Origin of the sequence: Kinneretia sp. DJ1R-11 (assembly GCF_025717595.1) — a bacterium.
Classification (GTDB): Bacteria; Pseudomonadota; Gammaproteobacteria; order Burkholderiales; family Burkholderiaceae_C; genus Paucibacter_A.
The window spans coordinates 248,360-266,884 of sequence record NZ_JAJIRR010000001.1; the positions used below are offsets into that span (position 1 = coordinate 248,360).

The 18,525-nt window shown below is 67.7% G+C and carries 17 protein-coding genes; 5 read left to right on the plus strand and 12 right to left on the minus strand.

Annotated elements, in window-relative coordinates; genetic code table 11:
- Positions 1–60 precede the first annotated feature (60 nt).
- From LNV23_RS01055 to LNV23_RS01070, 4 genes are all read left to right on the plus strand, one after another.
- Entirely contained in the window at positions 61–741 is a 681-nt protein-coding gene (locus LNV23_RS01055) for a glutathione S-transferase family protein (protein ID WP_263561243.1), read from the plus strand.
- Positions 742–766: 25 nt separating this feature from the next.
- Positions 767–1,990 (plus strand): multifunctional CCA addition/repair protein, encoded by a 1,224-nt coding sequence (locus LNV23_RS01060; protein ID WP_318023199.1) that lies wholly within the window; start codon positions 767–769, stop codon positions 1,988–1,990.
- Positions 1,991–2,134: 144 nt separating this feature from the next.
- Positions 2,135–3,823 (plus strand): alkaline phosphatase D family protein, encoded by a 1,689-nt coding sequence (locus LNV23_RS01065; protein ID WP_263561244.1) that lies wholly within the window; start codon positions 2,135–2,137, stop codon positions 3,821–3,823.
- Between the two features lie 50 nt (positions 3,824–3,873).
- Positions 3,874–4,476, plus strand: a complete 603-nt coding sequence (locus tag LNV23_RS01070; protein ID WP_263561245.1) for a DVUA0089 family protein — start codon at positions 3,874–3,876, stop codon at positions 4,474–4,476.
- Positions 4,477–4,504: 28 nt separating this feature from the next.
- Here the strand turns inward: LNV23_RS01070 and LNV23_RS01075 are convergent, their stop codons facing one another.
- From LNV23_RS01075 to purE, 9 genes are all read right to left on the minus strand, one after another.
- Positions 4,505–5,617, minus strand: coding sequence for a class I SAM-dependent methyltransferase (locus tag LNV23_RS01075; protein ID WP_263561246.1), 1,113 nt, complete (start codon positions 5,615–5,617; stop codon positions 4,505–4,507).
- A complete protein-coding gene (locus tag LNV23_RS01080) occupies positions 5,614–8,049 on the minus strand; it encodes a putative bifunctional diguanylate cyclase/phosphodiesterase (RefSeq protein ID WP_263561247.1) in 2,436 nt (811 codons plus the stop codon). Before LNV23_RS01080 ends, LNV23_RS01075 begins: the two co-directional genes overlap by 4 nt.
- The gene (locus tag LNV23_RS01085; RefSeq protein ID WP_263561248.1) at positions 8,046–8,933 is read right to left on the minus strand and encodes a uracil-DNA glycosylase; all 888 of its coding nucleotides are present in this window, start codon (positions 8,931–8,933) and stop codon (positions 8,046–8,048) included. Before LNV23_RS01085 ends, LNV23_RS01080 begins: the two co-directional genes overlap by 4 nt.
- Positions 8,930–9,433: a ribosomal protein S18-alanine N-acetyltransferase gene (rimI, locus tag LNV23_RS01090; RefSeq protein ID WP_263561249.1), complete on the minus strand. Its 504-nt coding sequence runs from the start codon at positions 9,431–9,433 to the stop codon at positions 8,930–8,932. Before rimI ends, LNV23_RS01085 begins: the two co-directional genes overlap by 4 nt.
- Positions 9,430–10,161 carry a tRNA (adenosine(37)-N6)-threonylcarbamoyltransferase complex dimerization subunit type 1 TsaB gene (tsaB, locus tag LNV23_RS01095; protein WP_263561250.1) on the minus strand — a complete coding sequence of 244 codons (732 nt, stop codon included), beginning with the start codon at positions 10,159–10,161 and terminating at the stop codon, positions 9,430–9,432. The genes rimI and tsaB overlap by 4 nt, the downstream gene beginning before the upstream one ends.
- Before the next feature lie 115 nt (positions 10,162–10,276).
- The gene (locus LNV23_RS01100; RefSeq protein WP_263561251.1) at positions 10,277–11,266 is read right to left on the minus strand and encodes an SGNH/GDSL hydrolase family protein; all 990 of its coding nucleotides are present in this window, start codon (positions 11,264–11,266) and stop codon (positions 10,277–10,279) included.
- 66 nt (positions 11,267–11,332) lie between these two features.
- Positions 11,333–12,328, minus strand: a complete 996-nt coding sequence (locus tag LNV23_RS01105) for an L-threonylcarbamoyladenylate synthase (RefSeq protein WP_263561252.1) — start codon at positions 12,326–12,328, stop codon at positions 11,333–11,335.
- 11 nt (positions 12,329–12,339) lie between these two features.
- On the minus strand, positions 12,340–13,596 hold the full coding sequence (locus LNV23_RS01110) for a 5-(carboxyamino)imidazole ribonucleotide synthase (protein ID WP_263561253.1): 1,257 nt from the start codon (positions 13,594–13,596) through the stop codon (positions 12,340–12,342).
- Entirely contained in the window at positions 13,596–14,060 is a 465-nt protein-coding gene (gene purE, locus LNV23_RS01115; protein WP_318023204.1) for a 5-(carboxyamino)imidazole ribonucleotide mutase, read from the minus strand. Before purE ends, LNV23_RS01110 begins: the two co-directional genes overlap by 1 nt.
- A 179-nt stretch (positions 14,061–14,239) precedes the next feature.
- Here purE and LNV23_RS01120 point away from each other — a divergent pair, with 179 nt between their 5' ends.
- Positions 14,240–15,193 (plus strand): tetratricopeptide repeat protein, encoded by a 954-nt coding sequence (locus LNV23_RS01120; protein WP_263561255.1) that lies wholly within the window; start codon positions 14,240–14,242, stop codon positions 15,191–15,193.
- Between the two features lie 41 nt (positions 15,194–15,234).
- Here the strand turns inward: LNV23_RS01120 and LNV23_RS01125 are convergent, their stop codons facing one another.
- The 3 genes from LNV23_RS01125 to fba all read right to left on the minus strand — a co-directional run bounded on the left by LNV23_RS01125 (position 15,235) and on the right by fba (position 18,477).
- A complete protein-coding gene (locus tag LNV23_RS01125; RefSeq protein WP_263561256.1) occupies positions 15,235–16,404 on the minus strand; it encodes a hypothetical protein in 1,170 nt (389 codons plus the stop codon).
- Complete coding sequence (locus LNV23_RS01130; RefSeq protein ID WP_263561257.1) at positions 16,401–17,300, minus strand: phosphoribosylaminoimidazolesuccinocarboxamide synthase; 900 nt, start codon at positions 17,298–17,300, stop codon at positions 16,401–16,403. The genes LNV23_RS01125 and LNV23_RS01130 overlap by 4 nt, the downstream gene beginning before the upstream one ends.
- A 112-nt stretch (positions 17,301–17,412) precedes the next feature.
- Positions 17,413–18,477, minus strand: a complete 1,065-nt coding sequence (fba, locus tag LNV23_RS01135; RefSeq protein WP_263561258.1) for a class II fructose-bisphosphate aldolase — start codon at positions 18,475–18,477, stop codon at positions 17,413–17,415.
- Between the last annotated feature and the right edge of the window lie 48 nt (positions 18,478–18,525).

Genomic DNA, 18,525 nt, shown 5'->3' on the forward strand with positions numbered 1-18,525 from the left:
TGACTCGCTAAGCTGGCCGCTCTTCGCAAGCCCATCCGACGACCAGAAAGAACCCACCCCATGAAGCTCTACATCGGCAACAAGAACTACTCCTCCTGGTCCATGAGGCCCTGGGTGCTGCTCAAGGCCTTCGGCATCCCCTTCGTGGAGGTGAAGCTGCGCTTTGATTTCAGCCCCCGCTCGGCCTTTTACCAGACCCTGGCGGCACTGACCCCAGTGGGCAAGGTGCCGCTGCTGGTCGAGGACGACGGCTTTGTGGTCTGGGACACGCTGGCCATCACCGAGACCCTGGCCGAGCAGCACCCCGAGCACGCCATCTGGCCGCGCGATGCGCGCCAGCGCGCCCGCGCCCGCAGCGTTTGCGCCGAGATGCATGCTGGCTTCAGCGCCCTGCGCAGCCTGTGCCCCATGAATATCGATGCGGAACTGCAGGCCGTGGGCACCCGCCTGATGGCCACCGAGCCCAAGCTCAAGGCGGACCTGGCCCGCATCGATGGGCTCTGGAGCGAGGCCCTGGCCGCCAGCGGCGGGCCCTTCCTCTTCGGCGCCTTCAGCGCGGCAGACGCTTACTTCGCCCCGGTCGTGATGCGCGTGACGCGCTACGGCCTACCCCTGTCCGCCGCTGCGCAAGCCTATGTTCAGGCCATCGAGGCTCACCCGGCGGTGCAGGCTTTTGTGGCCGACGCCGTGGCCGAGCGCGACTTCATCGCCGAGGACGAACCCTACCGAACCCAGCCTTGAGAAAGCACGAGAAAGCAGGGACGCGATGACGCCGATGAAGTCCTACTTGGTCGGCGGCGCCGTGCGCGATGCCCTCTTGGGCTGGCCGGTCAAGGACCACGACTGGGTGGTCGTGGGCGCCGACCCGGCTGCCATGCGCGCGGCCGGCTACCAAGCCGTGGGCCGCGACTTCCCGGTCTTTCTGCACCCCGAAACGCATGAGGAATACGCCCTGGCCCGCACCGAGCGCAAGACCGCGCCGGGCTACCACGGCTTTGCCTTCCATGCCGCGCCCGATGTGACCCTGGAGCAAGACCTGGCCCGGCGCGACCTCACGATCAATGCCATGGCGCAAGACGCCAGCGGCCAGATCATCGACCCCTACGGCGGCCAGCGCGATCTGGCCGCACGGGTGCTGCGCCATGTCTCGCCCGCCTTTGCCGAAGACCCAGTGCGCATCTTGCGCCTGGCCCGCTTCGCCGCCCGTTTTGAGGGCTTCACCGTGGCGCCAGAAACCCTGGCCCTGATGCGCGAGATGGTGGCAGCCGGCGAGGTCGATGCCCTGGTGGCCGAGCGGGTCTGGCAGGAGTTCGCCAAAGGCCTGATGGAAGCGCAGCCAGCCCGCATGATCGAGGTACTGCGCGACTGCGGCGCCCTGGCCCGCCTGGCGCCCGAGTTGGAGGCCCTGTTCGGCGTGCCGCAGCCACCCGCCCACCACCCGGAAGTGGACACCGGCATCCATGTGCTGATGGTGCTGCAGCAATGCGCGCGCCAGCAGGCGCCGCTGACCGTGCGCTACGCCAGCCTCTGCCACGACCTGGGCAAGGGCCTGACCCCCGCCGATGTGCTGCCCCGCCACATCGGCCACGAAAGCCGCAGTCTGCCCCTGGTGCGGCGCCTGAGCGAACGCTGGCGCGTGCCCAGCGATTGCCGCGAGCTGGCCGAGCTGGTCGCCCGCGAACACACCCATGTGCACCAGAGCGAGAGCTTCAGCCCCGAAGCCCGCCTGCGCCTGATGGAACGCTGCGATGCCTGGCGCCGCCCCGAGCGTTTCGAGCAGTTGCTCTGGGCCTGCGAATGCGACGCCCGCGGCCGCCTGGGCCTGGAAGACCGGCCCTACCCGCAGCGTGACAAGCTGCTGCAAGACCTGCGCGCCGTGCAGGCCGTGGACCTGGCGGCCGTCAGCGCGCAGGCGCTGGCGGAGGGGCGCAAGGGGCCGGAGATCGGCCGGGCAGTGCAGCGTGCGAGGCTGGCGGCCTTGGGCGTTTGAGGGCCAAGGGGTCACCGCTTCCGCCACCTGCCAGACGGACTACCGCACCGCCCCTGTCCCGCGTCGGCTTGTCAAACTGCGCTGCCAGACTGCGCCCCAAGCGCGCCGGCATCCTCCTTCGCGCGCTGCCGACGAAAGATGGATATGGGACGCCCGACACAAGTCAAGCCGCTGCGCACAGGCAGCACTCGCCGCGATTTCTTCAAGCGCTCTGGCGCCGGCACGGTGGCCGTGGCCACCGCCACGCCCCTGCTGCTGCCGCTGGCGGCGCAATCCGCGGCGCTCGCGCCGGTCTTCCAGCACGGCGTGGCCAGCGGCGACCCGCTGAGCGACCGCGTCATCCTCTGGACCCGCGTCACGCCGGCCAGCCTCAAGCCTGCCGTGCCGGTGAGCTATGTGGTGGCCACCGATGCGGCCCTCAGCAATGTGGTGCTGCGCGGCAGCAGCAAGACCAACCCGGGCCGTGACTACACGGTCAAGGTCGATGCCATCGGCCTGCAGCCGGGCCGGACCTACTACTACCAGTTCAGCGCCGAGGGCGCCAGCAGCCCCATCGGCCGCACCAAGACCTTGCCGGTGGGCGGCACCAGCAGCCTGCGCATGGCCGTGGTCAGTTGCTCCAACCTGGCCTATGGCTACTTCAACGCCTACGCCCGCATCGCCCAACGCGCCGACCTGGATCTGGTCGTCCATCTGGGCGACTACATCTACGAATATGGGACTGGCCAATACGGCTCGGCGCGCCCCTCGGAACCCGCCACCGAGATCGTCTCGCTGAGCGACTACCGCCAGCGCCACGCTCAGTACAAGCGCGATGCCGACTCCCAGGCCATGCACCGCCAGCACCCGCTGGTCGCCATCTGGGACGACCACGAAACCGCCAACGACGCCTACAAGACCGGCGCCGAAAACCACCAGCCCGGCACCGAGGGCGATTGGGCCACGCGCCAGGCCGCCGCCCTGCAGGCCTACTACGAGTGGATGCCGGTGCGCCCGGTCAACACCGCCAAGCTCAACGACAACCACCGCAACTTCGTCTACGGCGACCTGGTCGACCTGCTGATGCTGGAAGAGCGCCTGAGCAACCGTTCACAGCAGATCAAGGGCAGCATCGCCACGCCGCTGGGCCAGGGCTTCACACAGAGTGGCCCCTTTGCCGACCCCAGCCGCAGCTTGCTCGGCAATGAGCAAGAAGCCTGGCTGGCCGAGCGCCTGCGCCAAGGCGGCACGCAGTGGAAGCTGCTGGGCCAGGGCGTGATGTTCGCCCAGCTCAAGGGCGTGGCGGCGGCCAATTCGGCCGGTGGCGGCGTCTTCCTCAACAGCGACCAGTGGGACGGCTACCAGCCCGCCCGCAACCGCATCTACGACATCATCAAGGGCGATGCCGCACATGGCCGTGTCGACAACGTCGTGGTGCTGACCGGCGACATCCACAGCTCCTGGGCGGCCGACCTGACCCAAGACCCGAACAACCCCAATGTCAGCACCGGAGGCTACAACCCGGCCACCGGCGAGGGTTCGCAAGCGGTGGAGTTCGTCGGCACCTCGGTGACCTCGCCGGGCGTGGACAGCGACACCAGCGGTGGCACGGCGGCCTATCTGCGCTCGCTCAACCCGCACTTCAAGTACATCAATCTGCATCGCCGCGGCTACATGCTGCTGGACGTGAACCGCCAGCGCGCGGTGTGCGAGTGGTGGTACGTGGACACCGTGGCCAGCCCCAGCAATCTGGAGAGCTTTGGCGTCGCCTTTGAAGTGCAGGCTGGCAGCCAGCGCCTGAGCCCCTCGGCCCAGACCCCCTCCCGCGCCAACCCGCCGCTGCTGGCGCCCTGATGCGGGCCCTGGCCCGCGTCACCCCACCTCATTTCACCGAGATCACACCCATGAACACCCACTTCGCGCTGCGCAGCCTGGCTGCCGCCACCCTGGGCTTTGCGGCCCTGGCGGCCCAAGCCGCCGATTTCAGCTTCAGCGGCCAGTTCAGCCATAACACCGACGTCGTGCAGATCGACTTCAGCCTGAGCAGCGCTCAGACCATCACCCTGTTCACCGACTCCTGGCAATCGGGCCTGAACTTCGACCCCACGCTGGGTCTGTACAACGCCCAGCACGCCTGGCTGCAAACCATTGACGACAACGACGGCAGCTTCGCCGGCCCGGGCTATTTCGACGCCGGCGCCGTGCTGACCTCTTTCGCCGCGGGCCACTACCGGCTGACGCTGAGCCTAGCGGGCAACGACCCGATCGCGGGCGCCAACAGCATCGGCTTCACGCTCGATGGCAGCACCCCGGTGGCCCTGGCCGACTGGGTGCAAGCCAGCTCCAACATCAACACCGGCGACCAAAAAGGCGGCTACTGGTCCCTGCATCTGAACGGCGTGGACCACGCCGCCATCGCCGCCGTGCCCGAGCCGGGCAGCGTGGCCTTGATGTTGGCGGGGCTGGCCGGCTTGATGCTGGGGCAGCGTCAGCGTCGGGGCGCTTGACCGCATTCGCGGTCTTCAACCGCCCGACTCACAACATGTGAGACCGGTCCCCTCGCGCAAAGCCCTGCGCCTCGAAGCCTGAGCCTGCGGCCGCGAAGCCGATCACCTTGAAGAGCTCGCCCATCTCGTGCTCGGCCACCAGCTTGTGGGCCATGCTGCGCTCGGCCACGCTGGCGCCTTCCAGCAGGGCGGCGAGGCCGCAGTTCCAGAGGAAATGAGCCTGGCTGGTGTAACCCAGCACCTCGAACCCGGCGTTCTGGCCGGCCAGGGCAATGCCGGTGAAGTTGATGTGGGCGGTGATGTCTTTCTCGCCCACCAGAACCAAAGGATCGGGGTCGCTGCGGTGCAGGTGGTGGCACATCAGAGTGCCGCCATGCCGCTGCGGGTGGTAGTACTCGCGCTCGGGAAAACCGTAGTCGATCAAGAAGGCCGCACCGCGCCGCAGGCGCTGGGCCAGGGTGCGAACAAAAGCCTCGGCCTGGGCATGGGTCTCGGTGACCATGCCGGGCGGGAAGGCGCTCTCCGGCGGCTCGCTCAGCGGCAGCTGCAGGCCAGGCTGCGCGCGGTCCGAATAGGCAAAGCCACCCTCGGGCGTGCAGACCACGCCGCGCTCGGCCCAGGCCTGGCCGTCGAAGGCCAAGAGCTGCACCGGCATGGCGTCCAGCACCTCGTTGCCGACGACGATGCCGTCGAACTGTTCGGGCAGCTGGTCCAGCCACTCGACTTGGTCGCCCCAGTGGGCCAGGCGCTCGGCCTGACGGGCGCGCAGGGTGCCGGAGAGGTCAACGATGCGATAGCGGCGAATCTGCGTGCCCAGGGCACCCAGCAACTGCTCGGCCAGGGCGCCGGTCCCGGCACCGAACTCCCAGACCTCATCGCAGCCGCAGGCCTGCAGGGCCTGTCCGACCTGGGCCGCCAGCGAGCGGCCGAACAGCGGGCTCAGCTCGGGCGCGGTGACAAAGTCGGAGCCGCTTTGCGGCATCAGGCCGAACTTCTGGCTGGGGCCGCTGTAATAGCCCAGGTCCGGTGCATACAGGGCCAGGGCCATGAAACGATCGAAGGGCAGCCAGCCACCGGCTGCATGGATCTCGGCAGCAATGCGCTCGTTCAGCGGGGAGGCCTGGGAAGAATCATCGGTCATGGGAACGCGCTGCTGCGCTGCTGCAGCCATTGCTCGAAATCGGCGGCGGACATGGGCGGGCCGATCAATTCGCCCTGAAGTTCATCACAGCCCCAATCGGCCAGCAGGCGACGCTGTGCCAATGTGCGCACGCCCTCGGCGCTGACATGGAGGCCCAGGCCGCGCGCCATCTGGATGATGGCCCGGGTGATGGCCGCCGCGCCGCCGTCCTCGGGCAGCTTGGCGACAAAGCTCTGGTCGATCTTGAGCTTGTCCAGGGGCAGCTGGGTCAGGTGGGCCAGCGAGGTGTAGCCGGTGCCGAAGTCGTCGACCGACACGCCCAGGCCCAGCGCTCGCAGGGCCGACAAGGTGGCCGGCGCACTGGCGATCTCGTCCATCAGCATGCGCTCGGTCAGCTCCAGCTCCAAGCACTCGCCGGCAATACCCACCTCGTCCAGCACCCGCGCCACTGCGGCACCAAATCCATCGAGGCGGAACTGCATGCGCGAAAGGTTGACGGCAATCGGCACCGCCGCCACGCCGCGCTCGCGCCAGTCGCGCGCCTGCAAGGCCGCCGCGCGCAGCACCCATTCGCCCAGCTTGACCATCAGGCGGTGGCGTTCGGCCACATCAATGAAAGCATCGGGACCGAGCAAGCCGCGCGTGGGGTGGCGCCAACGCAGCAAAGCCTCGGCGCCGATCAGCGCCCCACCTTGTTCGCCACCGAGCGCTGCCACCTGGGGCTGAAAAAAGAGCTCGAACTCGCCGCGCTCCAGGCCTTGCGCCAGCTCGCTCTCCAGCACCAAGTCGGAGTAGGCATGGCGGGCCAGTTCGGCATCGAAGAACTGGTAGTTGGCGCGGCCGCCGGCCTTGGCTTGGTACATGGCCATATCGGCATGCTGGATCAGTTCCTCGGGCCGGCCGCCATGCTCGGGGAACATGGCCACGCCGATCGAAGGCGTGACGCAGAGCCGGCAGCCGTCGGCCAGCACCGGCACCTCAACCACGGCCAGCAGTGCCATCAGCACCACCATCACATCCTCACGGCTGGCGATGTCACGCAGCAGGATGACGAACTCGTCGCCGCCGAAGCGGGCCACCAAGTCAGTAGAGCGCAGGCAATCGGTGATGCGCTCGGCCACCGTGGTCAGCACCTTGTCGCCTTCGAGATGACCGAGCGAATCGTTGACGCGCTTGAAATTGTCCAAGTCGATGAAAAGCAGGGCCAGGCGCCGCTCGCGGCTCTCGGCCAGTTGCAGGGCCGGGCCCAGCTGTTCCATGAAGGCGGCGCGGTTGAGCAGACCGGTCAGCGCGTCGTGGTGGGCCAGGTGCTGGATGCGGGCCTGGGCGGCCAGGCGGTCGCGGATGTCGCGAACGATGGTCATGCGCAGCTGCTCGCCCTGCGACTCCAGCGTGCGCACGATCAGCTCGACCGAGATGCGCGAGCCGTCTCGGTGCAGCAGGGCCGACTCATAGCTGAGTTCGCGCCGCTCGGCCATCACGCGCGCCGCCTGCTCGCGCAAATCTTCGACGACGAAATCCAAGGCCGCTCGCCCCACCATCTCGTCCAGGCTGTAGCCCAGCAAGCGGCACAAAGGCGGGTTGGCGTCGCTGATCTGGCCTTGGCGGTGAAACAGAATGCCCTCGACCGAAGCCTGCATGAACTTCTGCAACCGCGCCTCGGACTCGCGCGCGGCGATCTCGGCCACGCGGTGGCGGGTGATGTCGTTGATCATCACGAAACAGGCCTGGGAAGGAATGCCGTCGACCAGGTGCGGGATCAGACTGACCTCGACCCAGCGCCCGTCCTCGCCGCGCGCGGGATCGCTGCCGGGCAGATAGCGTTCATAACTGACGGTCACCCGCTCGCGCAGCAGGCGGTCCACCTGAGGCTGGACCAGCAGCCGGGCGTCGGCCCCGATCACCTCGCTGAAGCTGCGGCCAAGAATGCTCCGCTCGTCCAGACCGAAGGCCTGGGCGTATTGGCGGTTGGCGAAATGACAGCGGAAGGTCTGCGCGTCGTAGAAGGCCAGCAGGGCCGGCACGTTGTCGGCCAACAAGCGCATCTGGCTGGCTTGCAAGGCCAGGGCCTGGGCCTGGGCTTGAGCCGCCTGCTCCTGGCGGCGCTGGACCGAGACATCGTGCCAGAGGCAAGCGAAGGCCTGGCGGGCGCTCAGCCAGCGCGCCCGGCAGGCTAGGTCAGGCGCGCAGCCATGGCCGGGCAAGAGCAGTTCGAAATCCTGCTCGCGGCCCAGGGCCTGGCTCAGTTGTTCGCGCTCGGCCGCGGCAAAAGCCTGCAGCCAAGTCACCCCGAGCGCGAAGGCAGGATGAAGGGATTGCCAAGCTGCATTGGCTTGCAGCAGTTGGGCTTGCGGCCCGATCAGGCTGGCGGCGCAGGGCAATTCGTCCCAGCGCAGTTCGGCAGGTGGGGACGGCAGGGTCGCGTCGTTCATGAGCCGGCCTTGATCGACTCCAACGCCAGACAGAGGTCGGCCCAGGCCCCGGCCTTGTCGGCCGGGCTGCGCAGCAGGTAGTCCAGGCCATAGCTGACCACCACCGCAATGCCCTGGTGGCGATGGACCCGACCGCGCAGACGACCCAGGGGCTCATCGCTGCCCAGCAAGGCCTGAGCCGAAGCTCGACCCAAGGCGACGATGACACGAGGCTGCAACAAGGCCACCTGGCGCGCCAGGATGGGGCGGCATTGCAGCAACTCCTCCGGCCCCGGCGCGCGGCCGGCGGCCGGCCGGCATTTCAGGGGCAGGCTGATATAGGCCTGACGGGCACGTTCGACCGGCGCCGCCGCGGCGCGGCCCAAGGCCGGCGCCGGGTCCAGCTTGAGAGCTCGCAACATATTGGCCAGCAAGGCCGCAGCCTCGCCACCAAAAGCCTGGGCCGGGTCTTCGCCTTCGCCGGAGGGGTCGGCCACGATCAGCCAATCGGCTGCCTCCTCGCCGGCGCCGAACACATGACCGCGCCGGCCCTGGCACAGACGGCAGGCTTGGCATTCGGCGGCCTCGTAGCGCAGCTCGGTCCAGTCGAAGCCGGCCAGGGCCTGCTCGCGTGCCCCGGCAGGCAAAGCCGGGCGCAGTGCCGCGGCGGCAGGCACGGGCGCTGATGGCGGCTTGGGCAAGAGCGGCGCGGCTGCGCTGGCAGCGGACCGCATGGCGGGGGCGGGGTTGGGTTGGGGCGGGACGGGCTTTGACACCACGGCTTCAGCCACGGCCACATCGGCCTCGACCAGCTCTTGCGACTCAAGCTCAGCAGCCCGGGCACGCGGCCAGACCCGCAGGCCCATGGCCGCGAGCATGGCGGTCTGGCGTGCATCCCAGCTCATGGCTGCTGCGCCTCGAGCACATCAAGGCTCATCAACACGGCATCCTCGCGCGCGCCCTGCAAGACCGGGTAGTAGGCCGGGCGCAAGCCCACCTCACGAAAGCCGTATTGCAGGTAGACCTCGCGGGCGCGCTGGTTGCTGACGCGCACTTCCAGCCAGAGCTGCGGGCATTTGCGCTCACGGCAGAGCTGGGCCAGCGCCGCCAACATGCGGCGCGCCAGGCCGCGGCCCTGACAGGCCGGGTCGACCGCGATATTGAGCAGATGGACCTCGCCAAAGCCCTGCATGGCCAGGCAATAGCCGAGCACGGCGCCGTCGGCCGCCTGCAGCACCAGAGCGCTGTAACCGGCAGCCAGGGAATCAATGAAATTGCCCTCGGTCCAGGGCAGTTCGTAAGCCAGGCGCTCGATGGCCAGCACGGCCGGCACGTCGCTGCTGCGCATGGCGCGCAGCTGGGCCTCGGGCACGAGTTCGTGCTGGTCCTGCGGACAGGCACTCATGCAGCGCTCCCGGCCGCGGCTTTGGCGGCCAGGCGTTCGGCCGTGGTCTGGGCCACCTTGTCGCGCACATAGACCGGCATGGCTTCGGCGGCATCGAGCAACTCGCCGCGTGCAAAGGCTTGGGCCGCCAGCGACGCCAAGGCCTGCGCGCGCGACTGGCAGCGCGGCCATTGGCGCACGCCGTCCAAAGCCGGCGCCAGGGATTCAGCAAAAACCAGCAAGGCCGAGCCGGCCACGGCCTCGGGCCGCTCCCAGTGTGCCAACAGGCTGGCCGGGGCATACAGCGCCGGCGCCTGCAGAACCCGCCATTGCAGGCCATCCCAGCGCATGGCGGCGGCATAGATTTCATTCATGCGGGCGTCCATGGCCACCCAGATCACGCCAAGCAAAGGCTGCCCCTCGGCCTCAGCCTGCTGGCGTGCGTCCTCGGCCACCAGTTCCAGGCTGCACAGGGACAAAACCGGCTTGCCCAGCGCAAAAGCCAAGCCCTGGACCACGGCACAGGCCGCGCGCAAGCCGGTGAAAGCACCGGGGCCACGGCCAAAGCCGATGGCGTCAACATCAGCCAGACGCAGGCCCGCCGAAGCCAGCAAGGCCTGAGCTTCCGGCACCAAACGAGCCGAGGCCTGCGGGCCACCTTCGGCCTCGAAAACCCAGCGGCCCGCCGGGCTGCTGAGGGCCAGGGCCATGGTTTCGGTGGAACTGTCTAAGGCCAACAACACGGTCATGGCGGAAGTGTAGCTGCGGGGTTCAGAGGCAAGACCGGCTGGGGGCGCACGCAAAAACAAACGCCGGGGCGCTTGCGCGGCCCGGCGAGTGCGACAACGCAGCCTCGGCTGCCGATCAGAAGGGGTTGTTACGCGCCCGGGTCAGCGCCAAGGAGCCCAGCCTTTGCTGGCCGGCCGGGCCGAGCTGAGTGTCACTGGCCCACAACCAGGTGTCGGCCGTGGCGTCGGTGACCAGAGTCTTGGGGGTGCACTCGGTGATGGCCACGGTGCTCTGGCAGGACGCAGCCACCACATTGGCAAAACCGAAACCGCCAGGGTATTTGACGATGGTCTGGATGCCGCCGCTGCGGTCATCGTTGGTCATGACCAGGCCGATCAAACGGCCGTCGTTGACCAGATTGAGCGTCATTTCCAGGTTCAGCTCGCTGGTCAGCTCCGACAGGAACTTGGCGCGGTCCAGGGTGCCGGGCTTGGCCGCAGCTTCCTTGATCGCAAACGGCGTCAAGCCCATATCGGGCACCTGGACCACGACGATGCGACCGTTGGCCAGGCCGATGCGGTTGACCTGTTGAGCCAGCAGCTTGCCGCGTGCACGCGCTTCGGCCAGCAAACTGTCGCTGCTCTGCGCCGGATACTGGGCATAGAGCTCCAGCACATCGTTGCTCCCCACCATCAAGGTGACCAGATCCTTGGGACCAAAACCGCCATTGGTGAACTGGGCGTCGATGCGAGCCCGCACATCGGCGATCTTGGCGCCGGGGGCCGCATACATCAGGGCTGTCGGGTTGGCGATATTGGTCGGATTGCATTCCTTGAAGACCATGCCGAAGTTGGCGGCAACGATCTGCACCCAATTCGGGTTGCTCGCGCAAGCCAGCAGGCCGGTGGTGGCATCGAGCGCATTGACGCTGTACTTCTTGCCGGCGGCGGTGATGACACTGGTCTCATCGCCCAAAGCCATGATGCGGGTTGGGGCGAAAGGCTCGATCTGCTGGGTACCGCCCCCGCAGCCCGACAGCACAGCCACGGCAGCCAGGGCCAGCGTCGCCATCCAGGCGCGACCTTGGCGAACGTCGCGACCTGCGCCCGTTTTGCAACTCTTCATGAACACTCCAAGCAAAAAAACTCTCAGAGGTGGTGTTGGCCTTCTGCCAAACACCGACCCCAAACCTCAAGGTCCGACAAAGGCAGCGGCGGCACGGCTCAGGCGATCCCTGACCCCGTCCCAGGCGCTGCCCGCAGGCGGCAACTCAATCCAGATTTCGCTCGCGCCGGCGGCATCCAACTCCCGCAGCACCGCAAACAACTCATGTGCAGCCGCCCGTGCCTGCTCCGGCATGCGTCGGGCCAGCGCGCCGGCCGGCACCTCGACCGATCGCGAATATACCGCCAGCCCCTCGACGGGGCGCCCTTGGACCGTGCTTTCGGCCAGGGCCAGACGCAGGGCTTCGGCGGCGTACAGGCGCACGACCGCCCGGGGCGCGTAATGCGCGACCAGGGTGCCCGAGGCGCGCGGCGCCTGCGCGTCCGGTGCCCGCAAGGGCTCGCCGGCCGCGGCTTCGATCTCGTCCGGGGTCAGCACGCCGGGGCGCAGCAGCACTGGATGGGCGCGGCTGCAGTCGACGATGCTCGACTCAATGCCGACCTCGCAGTCACCTCCGTCCAGCACCCACAGGCCCGGCTCGAACTCATCGACCACATGGCGGGCCTGGGTCGGGCTGACCCGGCCGAAGCGGTTGGCGCTGGGGGCGGCCACACCGGCCACGCCCAGGGCGCGGGCGGCGATCAGCAGTTCGCGCGCCACCGGGTGGGCCGGGCAACGCAGGCCGATGGTGTCCTGCCCGCCGGCGGCGGCAGCGCCGACACCGGGCTTGCGCGGCACGATCACGGTCAGTGGACCCGGCCAGAAAGCGAGCATCAAGCGCCTCGCCAACGACGGCAGCTCGGCCGCAAACGCGTCAGCATCGGCCGCATCGGCGACGTGGACGATCAAAGGATGGTCAGCCGGCCGGCCCTTGGCCGCAAAGATCTTGGCCACGGCCGCGTCGTCGTCAGCGCGCGCACCGAGGCCGTACACCGTCTCGGTCGGCAGCGCCAGCAACTCGCCCGCAGCCAAGCGGGCGGCTGCGGCGGCGATGGCATCTGGCTGGCGGGCGTCAAGCAACATGGCGGTGTCGCTCACCAGTCCTGGGACAGGCCCAGCAGGCCCGCGGCTTCGCGCGCCAGGCGCTCGGCTTCGACTGCCGTGGCGGCTGTGATGTTGAGGTGACCCATCTTGCGACCCGGTCGGGCGCTGGCCTTGCCATACAAATGCAGGTGCGTGCCAGGCAGGGCTAGCACAGAGTCCCAGGGAGGTGTGCGCTCCACCGGCGGCTCGCCGCCCGCCGGGCCGCTCCCAAGGGCGGCAACACCCCCTTGGGGGGCAGCCTGTGTACCCGCAGGCGTGGGGGCCTGCGGAAACCACAAGTCGCCCAGCAAATTGAGCATCACGGTCGGCGAATGCAGGCGCGGCGTGCGCAGGGGCAGACGGGCCATGGCACGGACCTGGAGATCGAACTGCGAGACATCGCAGGCGTTCATCGTGTAGTGGCCCGAGTTGTGCGGGCGCGGCGCCATCTCGTTGACGACCAGGGAGCCGTCTTGCAGCACAAAGAACTCAACGCAGAGCACGCCGACATAGCCCATCTCGGTGGCGATGCGGGCGGCCGAGGCCAGGGCCTGCTGCTGCAAAGCTTCGCTGACCGAGGGCGCCGGCACTTGCGTGACGGCCAGGATGCCGTCGCGGTGCAGGTTCTGCTGCACCGGGAACTGCACCACCGTGCCATCGGCACCGCGTGCGCTCAGCACCGAAAGCTCGAGCGCCAGCGGCAGCATCTGCTCCAGCACGCAGGGCAATTGCTTGAGCTCGTCCCAGCCGGCTTGCAGCTCGGCGCGGTTGCGCACGCGGATCTGGCCCTTGCCGTCGTAACCCATTCGGCTGGTCTTGAGGATGCCGGGCAGCAGGCTGTCAGCCACCGCGGCCAGATCAGCCGCGCTCTCGATCACCGCGTAAGGCGCGCAGGCGACGCCGCTGGCCTTGAAATGCGCTTTCTCTGCGGCGCGGTCCTGGCAATAAGCCACGGATGCACCAGCCGGCGCGACAAAGCGCCGCGCGGCCAGTTGCTCCAGGGCCTGGGCCGGCACGTTTTCAAATTCGGTGGTGATGGCATCGGCCACTTCGGCCAAGCGCGTCAGACCGGCCTCGTCGAGATAGCCGGCGCGGATGTGCTCATGGGCGACCAGACCGGCCGGGCTGTCGGCGTCCGGGTCCAAGACCACGGTGCGATAACCGAGGCTCTGCGCGGCATGAACAAACATGCGGCCCAGCTGGCCGCCGCCCATCACGCCCAGCGTGGCTTCTCCGGGCAACAAAGGTTTCAGAGCGGCCGCCGACATCAGACCAGGTCCTTGCTCATGGCCCGTGCGACTTCGGTCTGACGGGCGCGGAAGGCCTCCAGCTGGGCGCGCAGGGCCGGGTTGTGGTTGGCGAGCATGGCCACGGCGAACAGAGCGGCATTGCCGGCACCGGCCGTGCCAATGGCGAAGGTGGCGACCGGGATGCCCTTGGGCATCTGGACGATGGAATGCAGGGAATCGACGCCTTGCAGATGGCGGCTGGCCACGGGCACGCCGAGCACCGGCACGGGCGTCTTGGCCGCCAACATGCCCGGCAGATGGGCGGCGCCGCCGGCACCGGCAATGATGGCTTGCAGGCCGCGGCCCGCCGCGCTCTCGGCATAGGCGAACATATCGTCCGGCATACGGTGCGCCGACACGACCTTGGCCTCGAAGGCAATGCCGAACTCGGCGAGAATGTCAGCAGCGTGCTTCATGGTGTCCCAGTCGCTGCTGGAACCCATCACCACGCCAACCAGGGGTGCTGCGCTCGTTGACGGTTGATGATGCTGCACGACTCGCTCCATGGCTTGGGAAACCTTGAATTGTAGGCGGCCGGCGCCATCTGGCAGCTGGCTCCCGGCTTTGCAGGCCCGCCCCACCCCGCGCAATCGAAGCGCATCATCGACACCGACACTCGACCATGATCGACATCAACCTACAGAATTTTGAAGCCGAACTGATCCAGGGTTCGATGCAACAGCCGGTCCTGCTGGACATCTGGGCGCCCTGGTGCGGCCCCTGCAAGAGCCTGGGCCCGGTGCTGGAAAAGCTCGAAGTGGCTTACGCCGGCCGCTTCAAACTGGCCAAGCTGAACAGCGACGAAGTGCCCGAGATCGCCAGCCAGCTGAGCCAGATGTTCGGCGTGCGCAGCATTCCGTTTTGCGTGATGTTTGCCGGCGGCCAGCCGGTGGACGGCTTCGTCGGCGCGGTTCCCGAGGCCCAGATCCGCGAATTCCTGGACAAGCATGTGCCGAGCGGCGAGATGCTGGAAGCCCAGGAAGAAGTGGCCGAGGCCGAGGAATTGATGGCCGAGGGCGATCTGGAATCGGCCCTGGTCAAGCTGCAGGCGGCGGTCGAGACCGACCCGGCCAATGAGCAGGCGCGCTTCGACTATGTGCGTGCGCTGCTGGAACTCGGCTTGCTGGCCGATGCGCAAGCGGCTTTTGCCCCGGTGGCGGCCCGCGCGGCGGACAACATCACCCCGCATGCCCGCTTCGCCGCTCTGGGCCTGTGGCTGCAAGCCTGCGAGCGCAGTGCTGCCGGCCTGGATGTGAACGCCCTGCAAGCGGCCATCGCCAGCAACAAGCGTGACTTTGAATCCCGCTATGCCCTGGCCCAAGGCCTGCTGGCAAACCAGAGCTTCACCGAAGCCATGGACGAATTGCTCGAAATCATCATGCGAGACAAGAGCTGGAATGGCGAGCTGGCGCGCAAGACTTATGTCGCCATCCTGGAACTGCTGAGCAAGCCGGCCCCCAAGCCTGCGGCCAACGAGACCAAGAGCACCCTTGAACTGGCCGGCCGCGCCGTCGTGCCGCCCAGCGACCCACTGCTGGACCAATACCGCCGCAAGCTCAGCATGGCCTTGTTCTGAGGCCGACGGCGCGGCCCTCAGCCCCTTAGCCCCTTAGCCCATCAGCGGGGCTGAATCGCCGTAGCCCGCAGCTGCCCGGCCCAAGCAGCCTGCTGAACCGCGAACTCTTGCCATTCCGCTTGCGCCTGGGCGGCTTGCTGAGCGGCTGCCTCGGTCTGACCCAGTGCGGCATAGACCTGCGCGAGGCGGCTGTGCGTGGCGGCGCGGTCATCGACATCGCAATGCGCATCGAGTTCGAATTCGGACTCGCGCGCCTGCAGCAAACCATGGTCCGCCTGGCCCAGATTGACCCGGCACCAGGCCAGATCTGCCAGCAGGCTGCTGCCCAAACGCGCCAGGCCGCAGGCCATGGCTTGCGGGAGATGGGCCTCGTACAGCGCCAGTGCCTGAGCGAAGTCGCCCTCGACCACCAGGATCTGCGCACGCAGCAGCGGCGTCAGGTCCGGCATCACCGAGCCACCCATGGCGGCGTCGTAATGCTTGATGGAATCGGCCCCGAGCAGCAGCCCCTGCCCGCCCGACACCGCGGCCAAGGCCGCAACCAGGCTGGCGCGGCGCGCCTGCGCCGTGCGCATTTCCGCCATGTTGTACATCAGGGCCGAGACGGACGCGTCATCGCCATCGATCAAGGCATGGCGGCGCGCCTGCGAAAACCAGGCTTGGGCCGGCTCATTGAGATCGGCGTACTGATGGGCCAGGCCCATGACGGTGCACAGGCGGTAGCGCGCGCCATGGTCATCGAGCGCGGCCAGGCGATCGCAGAGTTCGGCCTGGCGCAGCATCTCCTCGGAGGCATGGCGCACATAGGCCAGCTGGGCCAACCAGGCCGCACACAAAGCCTCCAGCGCCGGCAGGCTGGCGGCCCTGGCGATCTGCTGAGCGCGCGCGATCTTCTCGTGGGCCGAGCTGCTGAAGTCGGTGTAGTAACTCATCAGCCCCTCGGCGAAATGCAGCCAGGCGCCGAGCTCGGGATGAGGGTGCTGGAAGGCCAGCTGATGCAGGCCGGTCAGCTCGCTGCGCGCCTGTTCCAGGCGGCCATGGCGAGCCAGCAGCAAGGCGCGGCGCGCGCGGGCGCAGGCCGATTGGGTTTGGTGGGTCGCGGCAGCGATCTCCGCCTCGACCCGGCTCAGCAAGCGGTTCTTGATGGTCTCGGGCGCGGACCGAGGCGCACGCTTGGCAGCGGGCCGGCTGCTGCCCTTGCTGCCGCTCATGACTGGGTCAGGCGCTGCAGCGCCTCGCGGTATTTGGACGTGGTGTGCTCGATCACGGCAGCGGGCAGGCTGGGCGCCGGCGCGGTCTTGCCCCAGGGCTTGCCGTCGACCTCCGCCGCCTCCAGCCAGTCACGCAGGAACTGCTTGTCATAGCTGGGCGGGTTGATGCCTTCGGCATAGCTTTCCACCGGCCAGTAACGCGAGGAGTCGGGCGTCAGCACCTCGTCCATCAGGGTCAGGGTGCCGTCGGCATCGAGGCCGAATTCGAATTTCGTGTCGGCAATGATGATGCCCTTGGTCAGCGCGTAATCGGCGGCGCGCTGATAGAGCTGGATGGAGATGTCGCGCACGCGGGTGGCGAGATCCAGGCCGATGATGTCGACCATCTTGTCGAAACTGATGTTCTCGTCGTGGTCGCCCATCTCGGCCTTGGTGGCCGGGGTGAAGATGGGCGCAGGCAGCTTGGAAGCGTTCTTCAGGCCGGCCGGCAGTTGCACGCCGCAGACCTGGCCGTTCGTCTTGTACTCGGCCCAGCCACTGCCGGCCAGATAACCGCGCACCACGGCCTCGACCGGCAGAGGCTTGAGGCGCTTGACCAGCATGGAGCGGCCGCGCACCTGGGCCTGCTCCTCGGCCGTCACCACCGACAACGGCTCATCGCCGGTCAAGTGGTTGGGCACGATGCCATCGAGCTTGTCGAACCAGAACAGCGCCATCTGGGTCAGCAACTCGCCCTTGCCCGGGATGGGCTCGCCCATGATGACGTCGTAGGCCGAGATGCGGTCGCTGGCGATCATCAGGATGCGGTCCTCGCCGACGGCATAGTTTTCGCGCACCTTGCCGCGAGCGATCAGGGGCAATGAGGTGAGGGTCGAGTTCAGCAAGGCAGCGGTCATGGCGGGCATCCGGAAAATGTTGGCCGGGATTTTAGGCGGCATTCAAAAACACAAAGGCCCACCGGGCGCGAACCCGGCGGGCCAAAGACCGAAAAGGCGTCCTGGGTCTTGCTTACTGAACGATCTGGTTCAGCTCGCCGCGGGCATAGGCCGCAGCAATGTCCACCAGCGTGCGAGGCTGGATCTTGCCGGCCTGGCCTTCGCAGCCGAATTCCATATAACGCTGCTTGCACACGGCCTTGGCGGCTTCGCGCGCGGGCTTGAGCCACTCGCGGGCGTCGAACTTGTCGGGGTTCTCGAACAGGAACTTGCGCACCGCGCCGGTCATGGCCAGGCGGATGTCGGTGTCGATATTGATCTTCCGCACGCCATGCTTGATGGCTTCCTGGATCTCTTCGATCGGCACTCCGAAGGTTTCCTTCATCTGGCCACCGTACTGGTTGATGATGGCCAGCAGCTCTTGCGGCACGCTCGAGGAGCCGTGCATCACCAAGTGGGTGTTGGGAATGCGGGCGTGGATCTCCTTGACGCGGCTGATGGCCAGGATGTCGCCGGTGGGCTTGCGGCTGAACTTGTAGGCGCCGTGGCTGGTGCCGATGGCGATGGCCAGCGCGTCCAGTTGGGTGGCCTTGACGAAGGTGGCGGCTTCTTCCGGATCGGTCAGCATCTGGCTGTGGTCCAGCTTGCCGACGGCGCCGATGCCGTCTTCCTCGCCGGCATCGCCAGTTTCCAGATTGCCCAGGCAGCCCAGCTCGCCCTCGACCGTGACGCCGACCTTGTGCGCCATCTCGACGACGCGGCGGGTCACGTCCATGTTGTATTCAAAGGACGAGGGCGTCTTGCCGTCTTCCATCAAGGAGCCGTCCATCATCACCGAGCCAAAGCCCAGGTCGATGGCGCCCTGGCAGATCTTGGGGCTGGTGCCGTGGTCCTGGTGCATGACCAGGGGAACGTGGGGGTACATCTCAGCCGCGGCCTGAATCAGGTGCTTGATGAAGGGCTCGCCGGCGTACTTGCGGGCGCCGGCGCTGGCCTGCAGGATCACCGGGGCGCCCACCTCGTCGGCGGCAGACATCACGGCCTGGACCTGCTCGAGGTTGTTGACGTTGAAGGCCGGGATGCCGTAGCCGTGTTCGGCGGCATGGTCCAGCAGTTGGCGCATAGAGACGAGAGCCATGGAAGTTCTCCGGGAGTTTGAAATCCGATTGACGCAGCCTGCCGGCCC